Here is a 14,438-nt window from a genome sequence, read left to right on the forward strand (position 1 = left end):
ATAGGGCGGCTTCAGATTTCCCCGGGGACTCCAGTGACCGCCTTTACCCACGCCGACTATTTCTCGAAGTCGCTGGCCGACGCCGATCCCGCGATTTTCAACGGGATCCAGGGCGAGCTGGCCCGGCAGCAGGAACAGATCGAGCTGATCGCCTCCGAGAATATCGTCTCCCGGGCGGTGCTGGACGCCCAGGGCTCGGTGCTGACCAACAAATACGCCGAGGGCTATCCGGGCCGTCGCTACTATGGCGGCTGCGAATTCGTCGACATCACCGAGGATCTGGCGCGGGAGCGGGCGAAAGAACTGTTCGGCGCAGCCTTCGCCAACGTCCAGCCCCACTCGGGGGCCCAGGCCAACCAGGCGGTGTTCCAGGCCCTGCTGCAACCCGGCGACACCTTCCTCGGCATGGACCTCGCGGCGGGCGGCCACCTGACGCACGGATCGCCGGCCAACCAGTCCGGCAAGTGGTTCAGGCCGGTGACCTATACGGTGCGCGAGAGCGACCATCTGATCGACTATGACCACGTCGCCGAGATGGCCCGCAAGGAACAGCCGAAGCTGATCATCGCGGGGGCCAGCGCCTACAGCCGCCACATCGACTTCGCCCGGTTCCGCGAGATCGCCGACAGCGTCGGGGCCTATCTGATGGTCGACATGGCCCACTATGCCGGCCTGGTGGCGGGCAAGGCCTATCCCGATCCGGTGCCCCACGCCCACATCGTGACGACGACGACCCACAAGACCCTGCGCGGCCCGCGCGGCGGCATGGTGCTGTCGAACGACGTCGAGATCGGCAAGAAGATCAACTCGGCCGTCTTCCCCGGTCTGCAGGGCGGGCCGCTGGAGCATGTCATCGCCGCCAAGGCCGTGGCCTTCGGCGAGGCGCTGAAGCCCGAGTTCAAATTGTATGCGCAACAGGTGGTGAGCAACGCCCGGGCGCTGGCGGCCGTGCTGGTCGAACGGGGCCTGGCCATCGTCTCCGGGGGCACCGACAGCCACCTGATGCTGGTCGACCTGCGGCCCAAGGGCGTGACCGGCAAGGCGACCGAGCTGCAGCTGGAGCACGCCCTGATGACCTGCAACAAGAACGGCGTGCCGTTCGACACGACCCCGTTCACGGTGACCTCGGGCGTGCGACTGGGCACGGCGGCGGGCACCACGCGCGGCTTCGGCGAGGTCGAGTTCCAGCAGATCGGCCACTGGATCGCCGATGTCGTTTCGTCGATGAACGGCGGAGACGAAGCCGATCCGGCGGTCGTGGCCTCGGTCGCCGCCCGCGTGCGGGAACTGACGCACCGCTTCCCGATCTACGGATAACCCACGGATGAAATGTCCCTTTTGCGGTCATGCCGACACCCAGGTGAAGGACAGCCGGCCGTCCGATGACGGCTCGGCCATCCGTCGCCGTCGGTCATGCCCGCAGTGCAGCGGGCGTTTCACCACCTTCGAGCGGGTGCAACTGCGCGAACTGGTCATCCTGAAACGCAACGGACGGCGCACGCCTTTCGATCGCGACAAGCTGGAGCGGTCGCTGGGCATCGCCCTGCGCAAACGCCCGGTGCAGCCGGATCAGGTCGAACAACTGGTCAGCCGGATCGTCCGCCAGCTGGAGAGCCTCGGCGAGACGGAGATCGCCTCCAGCGTTGTCGGCGACTTCATCATGAAGGCGCTGAAGGGCGTCGATGAGGTGGCCTATGTCCGCTACGCCTCGGTCTACAAGGACTTCCGCCACACCGGTGACTTCGCCCGTTTCCTCGGCGCCGAGGGGCTGGATGACGGTGCGGCCGATGCGGGCGGGCACGACTGACCCCGCCATGATGACCCGACCCCGCATCACCCTGAAGATCGCCACCTCCCTGGACGGGCGGATCGGCACCTCGACCGGCGAAAGCCAGTGGATCACCGGCCCCGAGGCCAGGATCCAGGGCCACCGGTTGCGCGCGGCCAGCGACGCCGTGCTGGTGGGGGTCGAGACGGTGCTGGCCGACGATCCCCGGCTGACCGCCCGTCTGCCGGAAGGCGAGACCGGGCCGGACCCCTTGCGCATCGTGCTGGACAGCCGGATGCGGACCCCGCCGTTCGCCCGCCTGGCGGTCGGGGGGACCCTGATCCTGACGACGCGGGAGCCGAAGCCGATCGGCGAGGCCGAGGTGGTTCAGGTCGCGGGCGACCCGATGAACCGTCCCTCCGTCGGCGCGGTGCTGGATCTACTGACCGAACGCGGCGTGCGCGAACTGATGGTCGAGGGCGGCGGCCGGGTGGCGGCGGCCTTCGTCACGGCCGGGGTGGTGGACGCCATCGAATGGTTCCGGGCGCCGATGCTGCTGGGGGGCGACGGGCGGCCCGGCGTGGCCAATCTGGCGCTGGCGCGACTGGCCAATGCGCCGAAGTTCAGACGTCTTGCGGTCGAGCCTCTGGGTGACGATCTGTGGGAACGCTACGAGAGGCTCTCCTGATGCTGTCCGCTGTCCTGTCCGAAAACCGGTGTCCGCCTTTCGGGCCAATTTTGCCCCGGGTTGCGGGCTAGTGTTCACCGGCATCATCACCGACATCGGCCGCGTCCGGCGGGTCGACCAGACGGCGCGCGACCGACGCTATGAGATCGAGACGGCCTGGGATGTGTCCGGCATCGATCTGGGCGCATCGATCAGCCATGCGGGCTGCTGCCTGACCGTCGTGGAGAAGGCCGCTGCTTCTGGCGGCGGCGGCTGGTTCGCGGTCGAGGTCTCGGGCGAGACCCTCGACAGGACCACCCTGGGCGACTGGGCCGCAGGGCATCGCGTCAATCTGGAGCGGGCCGCAAGACTGGGCGACGAGATGGGCGGCCATGTCGTTTCGGGCCACGTCGACGGTCTGGGCCGGGTGGCCTCGATCGAGCCGGTCGGCGGGTCGCACCGGATCGTGGTCGAGGCGCCCGAGCCGCTGCACCGCTATATCGCGGCCAAGGGCTCGATCACGGTCGACGGCGTGTCCCTGACGGTGAATGCCGTCGACGGTCGCCGGTTCGACCTGAATATCATTCCGCACACCTGGGAGGCGACGACGCTCGGCGCCCTGAAACCCGGCGATGCGGTCAATCTCGAGATCGATATGCTGGCGCGGTACCTCGCGCGGTGGCAGGAGACGGCATGATGCAGCTTGCGGCCAGCCCCATGAATGACAGCCCGATCAGCCCCATCGAGGACATCCTCGAGGACGCCCGTAACGGCAAACCCTATATCCTCGTCGACGCCGAGGATCGGGAGAACGAAGGCGACGTCATCATCCCGGCCCAGTTCGCCACGCCGGACCAGATCAACTTCATGGCCCGCCACGCGCGCGGCCTGATCTGCCTGGCCATCACGGCCGACCGGGCACGGCAACTGCGCCTGCCGCCGATGGCGGTGGAAAACCGCACCAGTATGGGCACGGCCTTCACTGTTTCGATCGAGGCGCGCGAAGGGGTGACCACAGGGATTTCCGCCGCAGACCGCGCGCGTACGGTCCAGGCCGCCGTCGATCCGAACAAGGGCGCCGACGACATCGTCTCGCCCGGGCACGTCTTCCCCCTGGTGGCGCGCGACGGCGGGGTCCTGGTCCGCACCGGCCACACCGAGGCCGCCGTGGACATCAGCCGCATGGCCGGGCTGACGCCGGCGGGCGTGATCTGCGAGGTCATGAACGAGGACGGCACCATGGCCCGGTTGCCGGACCTGATCGCCTTCTCCCAGCTGCATGGGCTCAAGATCGGCACGATCGCCGACCTGATCGCCTATCGCCGCCGGACCGAACGCCATGTCGAGCGCGTGCTGGATACGCCCTTCGAGAGCGTCCACGGCGGCCCGTTCCGGATGATCCTGTATCGCAATGTCATCGAGGGTTCCGAGCATATCGCCCTTGTTCACGGCGACATCGAGCCGGGCAGGCCGACGCTGGTGCGTATGCACCAGGTGGATTTCGCCGCCGACCTTCTGGGCCATGTGGTTGAGCGCCAGTCCTATATTCCCTCGGCCCTGGCGGCGATCAGCCGGACCGACGGCCCGGGCGTGGTGGTCCTGTTGCGCGATCCGGCCCTGCAGGGTCTGGCCGAACGGCTGGCAGGGCCCGACCGGCCGAAATCGCCGGACCGGGCGATCAAGGCCTATGGCGTCGGCGCCCAGATCCTGCTGGATCTCGGGGTGCGCGACATGATCGTGATGAGTTCGACCCGGCCCGAGCCGACGGCGCTTGACGGCTATGGCCTGCGCATCGTCGGATGGCGCGACATGGATGGAGAAGACCGATCCTGAGCAATCCTCTCCGCGTCCTCATCGTCGAGGCGCGCTTCTATGACGACCTGGCCGACGCCCTGCTGGAAGGGGCGAAGGACGCCCTGCGCGCGCGGGACGTGGCCTTCGACGTGGTCACCGTCCCCGGCGCGCTGGAGGTCCCCACCGCCATCGCCATGGCCGACGAGGCCGGAAAATACCCGACGGCGCCCCGCTATGACGGCTTCGTCGCCCTGGGCTGCATCATCCGCGGCGAGACCTATCATTTCGAGATCGTCTCGGATCAGTCGGCGGCCGGTCTGCGCCAGCTCGGCCTCAAGGGCCTGGCCATTGGCAACGGCATCCTGACCACCGAGGACGAGGACCAGGCCTGGGCCCGGGCGCGTCTGGGAGAGGGCGACAAGGGCGGGGGCGCGGCGCGCGCCTGTCTGGATTTGATTGCATTGCGCAAGCGCTTGCGGCACGGGCTCGGCGGATGACCGAACCCGCCAGCCTCAAGTCCGTACTCGAACAACTGGCCGAGGCTGAAAAAGCTCGCGCCGAACCGCATCTGAACAGCCGACAGCGCCGCGCCCGCACCGTGGCGCGTCTGGCGGCGGTTCAGGCCCTGTACCAGATGGAGCTGGCCGGCGAGGGGGTGGAGACGGTCATCACCGAATTCGCCAACCACCGGTTCGACACCGACATCGAGGGCGTGCCGCTCGCCGAGGCCGATGAGGACTGGTTCGCCGACGTTGTCCGCGGCGTGGTCGGCGACCAGCGCGCCATCGACGCCATGATCACGAAACGGCTGGCCTCCAACTGGCGGCTGGAACGGCTGGATGCGACCTTGCGGGCGCTGCTGCGTTCCGGAGCGTGGGAGCTGGCGTTCAAGCCTGACGCCCCGCGCGAGGTGGTGCTGAATGAATATGTCGAACTGGCCAAGGCCTTCTTCGACGACGCCGAGGCCCGGTTCGTCAATGCCGCGCTGGACGGCGTGGCCCGCGATGTCCGCTCCGACGCCTGATCCTCCGTCTTTCGGGCGGCGCCGGTGACCGGCGAGTTCCAGACCATCCGTGAGCTGCTGGCGCCCCTGGCCCACCCTGAATGGGGCAGGGGGCTGATGGACGATGTCGCTGTCCTGCCCTCCCGCCCCGGGCATGATCTGGTGCTTACCAAGGACGCCCTGGTCGAGGGCGTGCATTTCCTGCCGGATGACCCGCTGGACACGGTGGCGCAGAAGCTGCTGCGGGTGAACCTGTCGGATCTGGCGGCCAAGGGGGCGGAACCCTTCGGCTATCTTCTGGCCTGCGCCTGGTCGGCCCGCTGCGGCTGGACCGAACGCGAGGCCTTCGTCCTGGGGCTGGCGCGTGATCAGTCGGCTTTCGGCGTCATGCTTCTTGGCGGCGACACCGTCTCCACCAGCGGCCCGGCCGTCTTTTCGGCCACCCTCATGGGCTGGGCGCCAAGGGGGACGACGGTCGGGCGGAACGGCGCCCGGCCGGGCGACCGGGTGTTTGTGACCGGCCGTATCGGCGACGGCCTTCTGGGCCTCCAGGCGGCGCGGGGCGGACTGTGGCTTGAGCCCGAACGGCTCTCGGCACTGCTGGAGCACTATCGCCGCCCGACGCCGCAACTGGCGTTCGGCGACATCATCCGCGACATGGCCACCGCCTCCCTGGACGTATCGGACGGGCTGATCGCGGACCTGGGTCATGTCGCGGCGGCCAGCGCGGTTCGCATCGTGCTGGACCTGGAACGGATCCCTGTGTCCCTGGCGGGCCAGGCCTGGATCGACGGGCGCGTGGATCTACAGGACGCGCGGCTGCAACTGGCCACCGGCGGAGACGACTATGAGATCGCCTTCACCGCCCGGGCCGGGGATGAGGACCTTTTGCGGCGACGGGCGGATCAGCGGCATGTCCGCCTGACGGTCGTCGGCGAGGTGACCGCCGGCTCCGGCGTTGAGGTGCGCCATGGCGGCAACCTCGTGCCGGTGGCGAGAAGCGGCTGGACCCACGACTGAAACAACGAATTGCTAAGTGAATGCGGCGATAGTGTCCGCATGGATCGCAGACAGCTTATCACCGCCGCGGGCGCCGCAGGCCTCGCCGCCGCAGCTTCGGCGGCCCGCGCCAGCTCGGCAGAGACCGCAGCCCCGGCCGAGGCCGCGTCGGCCAATATCACGGGCGTGGCCTTGCCGGTCCTCGTGGACGGCCGGGTGAAGAACTATGTGTTTGTGGCGCTGAGACTGCATCTGCATCCCGGAAAGCCGGTTGAGCCGGTCCGGGCCAAGGAGGCCTATTACCGCGACGCCCTTGTCCGCGCCGCTCATCGCACGTCTCTCGCGGTGGCGGGAGACTGGAACCGGCTCAGCGAGGCGGGAATCGCCGGGGCCATGGTCGCCATAGGCGCAGTCGTGTCCGGTCCGGGCGTCGTGGCGCGATGCGAGATCGTCAGCCAGACGCCGCGTCGGCGGGTCGGGGCGCCGGCCATCTGATCATCCGGCGGGTCGGACCGGGGGCAGTCCCCGGATCCCGGGCTCCGGCCTTACCGGACGGTGCGGCGTTGCCGCAACGGCGCATCAATGTTAGAGCCCGCCGCTTGATCGGCGGACCTGCCCGCCCACATGTAAGCCGCCATGCTCCAGACCATTCTCCTCGTCGTCATGATCCTCATCTCGATCGCCCTCACGGGGATCGTGCTGCTCCAGAAGTCCGAGGGGGGCGCGCTCGGCATGGGCGGCGGACCGTCGGGCTTCATGACCGCGCGCGGCGCCGGAAACCTGCTGACCACCCTGACCTGGTGGCTGGGCGGCGCCTTCGGCCTCTGCGCCGTGCTGCTGACCATCGTCGGCAATATGGAGCGCAACAACGCCTCGATCATCGACGCCGATTCGGTCGGTTCGATCGCGGTCGACTCGGCCCCGACGCCGGCGCAACAGGCCCCGGCTGAAGCGGCCCCGGCCCAGCCCGCCGCCCCGTCGCTTGAAGATCTGGAGGCCAGCCTGCCGACCGCCGGCGCCCCGACGTCGGGCGCGTCCTCGCCCGCGCCGCAGCAATAGGAATGGCGGGGGAGGGTCGCTCCGCCGCCGCTCCCGCCCTCAAGGTCCCCGCTTTCCGGCCCTCGCCGGTCGATGGCGGAGCGCATTTTTCGTTATCAACAAGTGAGACGTCGAAGACCGGCATGCGTCCGGCCGAATCGGCGCTAGGGTGACTTCCCATGCCTCGTTATGTGTTCATCACCGGCGGCGTGGTCTCCTCGCTCGGTAAAGGTCTGGCCTCGGCCGCGCTCGGCGCCCTGCTGCAGGCGCGGGGCTATACGGTCCGTCTCAGAAAGCTGGACCCCTATCTGAACGTCGATCCGGGCACGATGAGCCCCTATCAGCACGGCGAGGTCTTCGTCACCGATGACGGGGCGGAAACCGATCTCGACCTCGGCCACTATGAGCGGTTCACCGGCGTCTCGGCGGCCCGGTCCGACAATGTCACCACCGGCCGCATCTATTCGACCATCCTGGAGAAGGAGCGGCGCGGCGACTATCTGGGCGCCACGGTCCAGGTCATTCCCCACGTCACCGACCAGATCAAATCCTTCTGCCTCACGCCTGCGCTCGACGACGCCGGCCATGACGTGGACTTCGTTCTGGTGGAGATCGGCGGAACGGTTGGCGACATCGAGGGCCTGCCGTTCTTCGAGGCGATCCGCCAACTGGGTCAGGACCTGCCGCGCCGCAGTTCCTGCTTCGTGCATCTGACGCTGCTGCCGTTCATCAAGACCGCCGGCGAGATGAAGACCAAACCGACCCAGCACTCGGTCAAGGAACTGCGCTCCATCGGCATCCAGCCGGACATCCTGCTGTGCCGCTGCGAACAGCCGATTCCGGCGGAGGAAAAGCGCAAGATCGGCCTGTTCTGCAATGTGCGGCCGACGGGCGTCATCCAGGCTATGGATTCCGACGACATCTACGCCGTGCCCCTGGACTATCACCGCGAGGGGCTGGACGCCGAGGTTCTGGCCCATTTCGGCATCGACGACGCCCCGGAGCCCGATCTGTCGCGGTGGGAGGAGATCGCCCGTCGCCGCCTGTATCCCGACGGAGAGGTGACCGTCGCCGTGGTCGGAAAATACACGGTGCTGAAGGACGCCTACAAATCCCTGATCGAGGCCCTGCATCACGGCGGCGTCGCCAACAACGTCAAGGTCAATATCGACTGGGTCGAGGCCGACACCTTCGAGGGGGACCGCGACGCCTGCGAGGCGCGACTGCAATCGGCCCATGCGGTGCTGGTGCCCGGGGGCTTCGGCGAGCGCGGCGCCGAGGGCAAGATAGAAGCGGCCCGCTTCGCCCGTGAACGCAACATCCCCTATTTCGGCATCTGTTTCGGCATGCAGATGGCCGTCATCGAGGCCGCCCGAAACCAGGCCGGCTATGCCAGGGCCTCCTCGACGGAATTCGGACCCACGGACGAGCCGGTCGTCGGCCTGATGACCGAATGGACGCAGGGCAACCAGAGGGTCCTGCGCCAGCAGGGCGGCGACCTGGGCGGCACGATGCGTCTCGGCGCGTACGACTCAACCCTGAAGGCCGGATCCCGCATTGCGGACATCTATGGAACGACCGCCATCAGCGAGCGCCACCGGCACCGCTATGAGGTCAATATCAACTACCGTGAGGCCATCGAGGCCAGCGGCCTGATATTCGCGGGCCTGTCGCCGGACGGCATCCTGCCCGAAACGGTGGAGCGCGCGGACCACCCCTGGTTCATCGGGGTCCAGTACCATCCGGAGTTGAAGAGCCGGCCGTTTGCCCCCCACCCCCTGTTCGCCAGCTTTATCGGCGCCGCCCTCGTCCAGAGCCGGCTGGTCTAGGGGGCGGTCCCTGGGCGCGACCTGCGGTCTTTCGCCCCATGACCCCAGAACCGGCGGCCCGGAAATCGCCGATTCCATGATATGATGTTATCTGGAACCGGGGTCGCATGGCAGGTCCTGAATAGATATCGGGCGTGCAGGATGGTCGGTGATTTGGTGTATTTTCTGCATCGGCATGTTCGCGTTGCAGTTCCGCTCATCATCGTCCTGATTGGCGGCATCCTGTTCGGGGCTGTGAACCTCGTGGCGGATATCGCCCGGATGGTCTTTGGCTGATACGGCCAGCGCGGGCGTGGCTCGCGCTGGAAGCGGCGATGGCGCATCGCAGGTACAGACCGGCGGCGACATTGCCTCGACGACCTGGCGATATAGCCAGAGGTCGAAACCGGAATCGGGTTCCCGGTAAGGCTTTGTCCACAGAGCACAGGCTAGGGTTGCGCGTCGTTTGAGGCCAGAGTCTGTATGTCTACCAAATGCGCCCAACTCATTGGAACGGCCGGGCCGGCCAGCGCCGGATCACAGGGTCGCATGGACGTGATGGCCCTCGCTGCGGTGGTCGCCATGGCCGGCAGCGTCATGACGCTGTTTACGCTCGCTATTGGCGTGCCGCACGCGGACAAGGTGCTCCCTGCAGTTCTGGCCGGGCTGGTCGCCGGGACCCTGATCCTGCTGCGTCAGTGGCGGAAGTCGGTCCATCTGGCCGGGACCTCGGCGGCCCGGTCACGGTATCTTCTCGCCCATGACCTGGTTACCGGCCTGCCCAACCTGGCGGGCGTGGCGAGCCTGTTGGAGGAACAGCGGCGTCGCGCCCTGGCGGCCGGCGAGGACCCCACCTACGGGGCCATCATCTGCGTCGGTCTGACCCGCCTGCAGGAGATCTACGACAATCTGGGCCACGACTGCGGCGACGCCGTGCTGGTCGAGATCGCGACGCGGCTCCAGGGCGTGTTCGACGACATCGACCGGGTCGCCCGCATCGGCGAGGATGTGTTCGTGGTGGCCGTCGATTCCCTGACGCGCGCCAAACTGGCTGTTCTGAGCGGCCAGCTTAACCGCCTGATGGACATGCCGGTCGCCACCCCGGCCGGAACCGTCATTATCGGCAGCGCGGTCGGGGTGAGTTTCCCCGACTCTGCCTGCGCCGACCCTCATGAAGCGATCCGTCAGGCCCGGCTTGCGCTCTCGGCGGCCCGGAATGCCCGGGGGTCGATCGCCTTCTTCGAGCCGGAGTTCGACCGGTCCAGCAAACTGAGGCTGGAACTGGCCCGCGAACTCCGCGCCGCGCTCGTCGACGGGACGCTGCGCATGGTCTACCAACCCCAGGTCAATGAGCGCGGCGATCTGGTCGGGGTCGAGGCCCTGATGCGCTGGTCCAGTGAGACGCGTGGGGAAGTCCCGCCTTCGGTCTTCATTCCGATCGGAGAGGGCGCCGGTCTGGGCGAGGCCCTGGGTCTCTTTGCGCTCGGCGCCGCCTTCAGGGACTCCAAACGCTGGAACGGCCTCAAGGTCGCGGTCAATGTTTCGCCGATCCAGCTAAGATCAAGGGAATTCGTGCCGGCGGTGGAGCGGCTGCTTGAGCATCACGCGGTGAAGCCGTCGAATTTTGAACTCGAAATCACCGAAGGCGTGCTTCTGGACGCGGATCCGGTCGTGACCTCCAGCCTGGAGGCCCTGCGCAGCCTGGGCTTCTCGATCGCCCTCGACGACTTCGGCACCGGCTATTCCAGTCTCGGCTATCTGAGCCAGTTCGAGGTGGACAAGATCAAGATCGACCGGTCCTTCGTCGTCAATCTGGGCGTCCGTCCGGACGCCGCCGCCATCATCAAGGCCATCACCGATCTGTCCGAGGCCCTGGGCGTCAAGGTTCTGGCCGAAGGGGTCGAGAACGGCACCCAGTTGCGAATGCTGCGCGGCGAGGGCTGCAAACTGGCCCAGGGGTATTTCGTCGGGAAGCCGGCGTCGGCGGAAACGATCGACGAGGCGGTGGCGACCCCGGTGATGCGCAACGCAGCCTGATCACGGATCCCGCCGACGGCGACAGGGCCGCCCCGGACCGGAAGGTCCGGGGCGTTTGACCGTCAGGCGGCCTCGCCGAACTGGTTCATCGTATTGTGCGCCCCGCCCGCCTTCAGGGCTGCCTCGCCGGCGAAATACTCCTTGTGATCGTCGCCGATGTCCGAGCCGGACATGTTCTGGTGCTTCACACAGGCGATGCCCTGACGGATCTCCTCGCGCTGGACGTTCTTGACGTAGCCCAGCATGCCCGCCTCGCCGAAATACTCCCGCGCCAGGTTGTCCGTGGACAGGGCGGCCGTGTGATAGGTCGGCAGGGTGATCAGGTGGTGGAAGATGCCCGCCCGCTTCGCGCCGTCGGCCTGGAAGGTGCGGATGCGTTCGTCGGCCTCGTCGGCCAGGGCCGTACCGTCGTAGTCGACGCTCATCAGCCTTGCCCGGTCATAGGCCGAGACGTCCTTGCCCTCGGCGGCCCAGGCGTCGAACACCTGCTGGCGGAAGTTCAGGGTCCAGTTGAAGGACGGCGAGTTGTTATAGACCAGTTTGGCGTTCGGAACGACGGCGCGGATGCGGTCCATCATGCCGGCGATCTGTTCCACGTGCGGCTTCTCGGTCTCGATCCACAGCAGGTCGGCGCCGTTCTGGAGGCTGGTGATGCTGTCCAGAACGCAGCGGTCCTCGCCGGTTCCGGCGCGGAACTGGAACAGGTTGGAGGGCAGGCGTTTCGGCCGCAGCAGCTTGCCGTCGCGGTTCAGGATAACGTCGCCGTTGCGGGCGGTGGCCGGGTCGATCTCCTCGCAGTCGAGGAACGAGTTGTACTGGTCGCCCAGGTCGCCGGGTTCGTTTGAGACGGCGATCTGTTTGGTCAGGCCGGCGCCCAGGCTGTCGGTGCGGGTGACGATGATCCCGTCCTCGACGCCCAGCTCCAGGAAGGCGTAGCGGCAGGCCCGGACCTTGGCCAGGAAGTCCTCGTGCGGCACCGTGACCTTCCCGTCCTGGTGGCCGCACTGTTTCTCGTCCGAGACCTGGTTCTCGATCTGCAGCGCGCAGGCGCCGGCCTCGATCATCTTCTTCGCCAGCAGATAGGTGGCCTCGGCATTGCCGAAGCCGGCGTCGATGTCGGCGATGATCGGCACGACATGGGTCTGATAGGTGTCGACCGCGTCCTGCAACTGACGCTCCCTGACCTGATCGCCGGCGGCGCGGGCCGCGTCGATATCGCGGTACAGGCCGCCCAGTTCACGGGCGTCGGCCTGGCGCAGGAAGGTGTACAGTTCCTCGATCAGGGCCGGGACCGAGGTCTTCTCATGCATCGACTGGTCGGGCAGGGGGCCGAACTCGCTGCGCAGGGCCGCGATCATCCAGCCGGACAGGTACAGATACCGCCGCTGGGTCGAGCCGAAATGCTTCTTGATGGCGATCATCTTCTGCTGGCCGATGAAGCCGTGCCAGCAGCCCAGGGACTGGGTGTACTGCGACGGGTCTGCGTCATAGGCGGCCATGTCGCGGCGCATGATGGCGGCGGTATAGCGGGCGATGTCGAGCCCGGTCCGGAAGCGGTTCTGGAGCCGCATCCGCGCCACGGCCTCGGCGCTGATGCCGTCCCAGCTGCCGGACTTTGAGGAGATCAGCGAACCGACCTGGGCGATATGATCTTGGTACGACATCGAACGCGTCCTGAAGAAGCAGGGAAGATACAGGCGACGTATCGCGGTCTCACCGGGCTGTGGAGGCGGTTCGCAGTGAAGGTGTCAAACTTTACAAGATATTTCTGTAATGATGTAATGACTGGACAGTCCTAGTGTCGAGAAACGTCCCATGCCCGTTCCGCGCCGTCTCTACGTCGGCCCCAGCCTGCGCCGGCTGCGTCGTGATCTGGGCCTGACCCAGGCCGATATGGCCTCGGATCTGGAGGTCTCGGCCTCCTATGTGGCCCTGCTGGAGCGCAATCACCGGCCGCTGAGCGCCGAGATGCTGCTCAGGCTGGCCCAGACCTACAAGCTGGATATGGCGACCCTGGCGGGCGACGCCTCCAGCGATATCGCCGCGCGGCTGCAGACGGCGCTGAAGGATCCGATGTTCGCCGACATCGACCTGCCGCCGCTCGAGAACGCCGACCTGACCACCAATTTCCCGGGCATCACCGAGGCCCTGTTGCGGCTCTACACCGCCTATCAGCAGGAGCATCTGGCCCTCGCCGACCGCAGCGCCGAGGCCCATTCGTCCGAGGCGGGAGAGACATCCGACCCTGTGGCCGAGTCGCGGCGTTTCCTCGCCGCCCGTCGCAACAGCTTCCCCGCCCTGGACGACTCTGCTGAAATCCTCGCGCGTTCGGTGGCGGAGGCGGGGGGGCTGATCGGCTGGCTGGCGGCGCGGCATGGACTGAGAACCCGCCGCATGCCGTCGGACGTCATGGTCGGCTCGATCCGCCGCTATGACCTGCACCGACGCGAAATCCTGCTGGACGATGCGCTGGACGCCGCCGGCCAGCAGTTTCAGCTGGCCATCCAGACCGCCTGGCTGGACATGAAGCCCGAAATCGAGGCGGCGATGGCCGATGGCGTCTTCGCCACCGAAAGCGGCGAACGCCTGACCCGCCGGGCCCTGGCCAGCTATGCAGCGGCGGCGATGATCATGCCCTACAGCGCCTTCGCCCGCGCCGCCGAGACACGCCGGTACGACGTGGAGAGTCTGGCGCGGCAGTTCGGAACCAGTTTCGAACAGACCGCCCACCGCCTGACCACCCTGCAGAAGCCGGGGCAGGAGCGGGTGCCCTTCTTCTTCATTCGGGTCGATCCGGCGGGCAATGTGTCCAAACGGCTGGACGGGGCGGGATTCTCCTTCGCCCGGCATGGCGGCGGCTGTCCGCTGTGGACGGTGCACACCGCCTTTCGCACCCCGCGCGAGATCGTCACCCAGTGGCTGGAGCTGCCGGACGGCCAGCGGTTCTTTTCCATCGCCCGGACGGTGACGGCCGGCGGCGGCGCCCATGGCGCGCCTCGGGTGGAGCGGGCCATCGCCCTGGGCTGCGCCGCCGAACACGCCGACCGGCTGATCTATACACAGGGTCAGGCGGGACAGGGCATGGCCGGCCCGGACAGCGCCACCCCGATCGGCGTCACCTGTCGCCTGTGCCACCGCACCGAATGCACCGCCCGGTCCGCCCCGCCCATCGGCCGTCAGATCCTGGCTGACGACATTCGCCGGCCCGGCGCGCCATTCGGCTTCTCCGACGGCTGAGCCGGCCAGGCGCCGGCCGCGCCCTGGCGACATTGAACCGTCCGATAGCGGCGTGACGGCGCCCGCGCCGATCCGGTTGAGGACCCC

15 protein-coding genes are annotated in these 14,438 nt (G+C 67.6%); 14 read left to right on the plus strand and 1 reads right to left on the minus strand.

Annotated features, from left to right (window positions below):
- Positions 1-33 precede the first annotated feature (33 nt).
- The 13 genes from glyA (at position 34) to ACW17W_RS08290 (ending at position 11,114) form a co-directional block, all read left to right on the plus strand.
- Positions 34-1,317 (plus strand): serine hydroxymethyltransferase, encoded by a 1,284-nt coding sequence (gene glyA, locus ACW17W_RS08230; protein WP_492076432.1) that lies wholly within the window; start codon positions 34-36, stop codon positions 1,315-1,317.
- Positions 1,318-1,324: 7 nt separating this feature from the next.
- On the plus strand, positions 1,325-1,807 hold the full coding sequence (gene nrdR, locus ACW17W_RS08235) for a transcriptional regulator NrdR (RefSeq protein WP_492076433.1): 483 nt from the start codon (positions 1,325-1,327) through the stop codon (positions 1,805-1,807).
- A gap of 7 nt (positions 1,808-1,814) precedes the next feature.
- A complete protein-coding gene (locus ACW17W_RS08240; RefSeq protein ID WP_492076434.1) occupies positions 1,815-2,456 on the plus strand; it encodes a RibD family protein in 642 nt (213 codons plus the stop codon).
- Between the two features lie 70 nt (positions 2,457-2,526).
- Positions 2,527-3,132 carry a riboflavin synthase gene (locus ACW17W_RS08245; protein WP_492076435.1) on the plus strand — a complete coding sequence of 202 codons (606 nt, stop codon included), beginning with the start codon at positions 2,527-2,529 and terminating at the stop codon, positions 3,130-3,132.
- Complete coding sequence (ribB, locus tag ACW17W_RS08250) at positions 3,129-4,268, plus strand: 3,4-dihydroxy-2-butanone-4-phosphate synthase (RefSeq protein ID WP_492076436.1); 1,140 nt, start codon at positions 3,129-3,131, stop codon at positions 4,266-4,268. Before ACW17W_RS08245 ends, ribB begins: the two co-directional genes overlap by 4 nt.
- A complete protein-coding gene (gene ribH, locus ACW17W_RS08255) occupies positions 4,235-4,726 on the plus strand; it encodes a 6,7-dimethyl-8-ribityllumazine synthase (RefSeq protein WP_492076437.1) in 492 nt (163 codons plus the stop codon). Before ribB ends, ribH begins: the two co-directional genes overlap by 34 nt.
- Positions 4,723-5,253: a transcription antitermination factor NusB gene (gene nusB / locus ACW17W_RS08260; RefSeq protein WP_492076438.1), complete on the plus strand. Its 531-nt coding sequence runs from the start codon at positions 4,723-4,725 to the stop codon at positions 5,251-5,253. Before ribH ends, nusB begins: the two co-directional genes overlap by 4 nt.
- A gap of 24 nt (positions 5,254-5,277) precedes the next feature.
- On the plus strand, positions 5,278-6,252 hold the full coding sequence (gene thiL, locus ACW17W_RS08265; protein ID WP_492076439.1) for a thiamine-phosphate kinase: 975 nt from the start codon (positions 5,278-5,280) through the stop codon (positions 6,250-6,252).
- Positions 6,253-6,291: 39 nt separating this feature from the next.
- Complete coding sequence (locus ACW17W_RS08270; protein ID WP_492076440.1) at positions 6,292-6,726, plus strand: hypothetical protein; 435 nt, start codon at positions 6,292-6,294, stop codon at positions 6,724-6,726.
- 141 nt (positions 6,727-6,867) lie between these two features.
- Positions 6,868-7,290, plus strand: a complete 423-nt coding sequence (secG, locus tag ACW17W_RS08275; RefSeq protein ID WP_492076441.1) for a preprotein translocase subunit SecG — start codon at positions 6,868-6,870, stop codon at positions 7,288-7,290.
- Between the two features lie 158 nt (positions 7,291-7,448).
- Positions 7,449-9,098, plus strand: coding sequence for a CTP synthase (pyrG, locus tag ACW17W_RS08280; RefSeq protein WP_492076442.1), 1,650 nt, complete (start codon positions 7,449-7,451; stop codon positions 9,096-9,098).
- Positions 9,099-9,239: 141 nt separating this feature from the next.
- Complete coding sequence (locus ACW17W_RS08285) at positions 9,240-9,374, plus strand: hypothetical protein (RefSeq protein ID WP_492076443.1); 135 nt, start codon at positions 9,240-9,242, stop codon at positions 9,372-9,374.
- 252 nt (positions 9,375-9,626) lie between these two features.
- Positions 9,627-11,114 (plus strand): putative bifunctional diguanylate cyclase/phosphodiesterase, encoded by a 1,488-nt coding sequence (locus ACW17W_RS08290; RefSeq protein WP_492076444.1) that lies wholly within the window; start codon positions 9,627-9,629, stop codon positions 11,112-11,114.
- A 62-nt stretch (positions 11,115-11,176) separates the two neighbouring features.
- On the opposite strand, the gene ACW17W_RS08295 is transcribed toward ACW17W_RS08290, so the two are convergent.
- The gene (locus ACW17W_RS08295; RefSeq protein WP_492076445.1) at positions 11,177-12,778 is read right to left on the minus strand and encodes an isocitrate lyase; all 1,602 of its coding nucleotides are present in this window, start codon (positions 12,776-12,778) and stop codon (positions 11,177-11,179) included.
- 151 nt (positions 12,779-12,929) lie between these two features.
- Here ACW17W_RS08295 and ACW17W_RS08300 point away from each other — a divergent pair, with 151 nt between their 5' ends.
- Complete coding sequence (locus ACW17W_RS08300; protein WP_492076446.1) at positions 12,930-14,351, plus strand: helix-turn-helix domain-containing protein; 1,422 nt, start codon at positions 12,930-12,932, stop codon at positions 14,349-14,351.
- Positions 14,352-14,438 lie beyond the last annotated feature (87 nt).

The sequence above is a fragment of the Brevundimonas sp. FV1ye29L genome, from assembly GCF_058681095.1.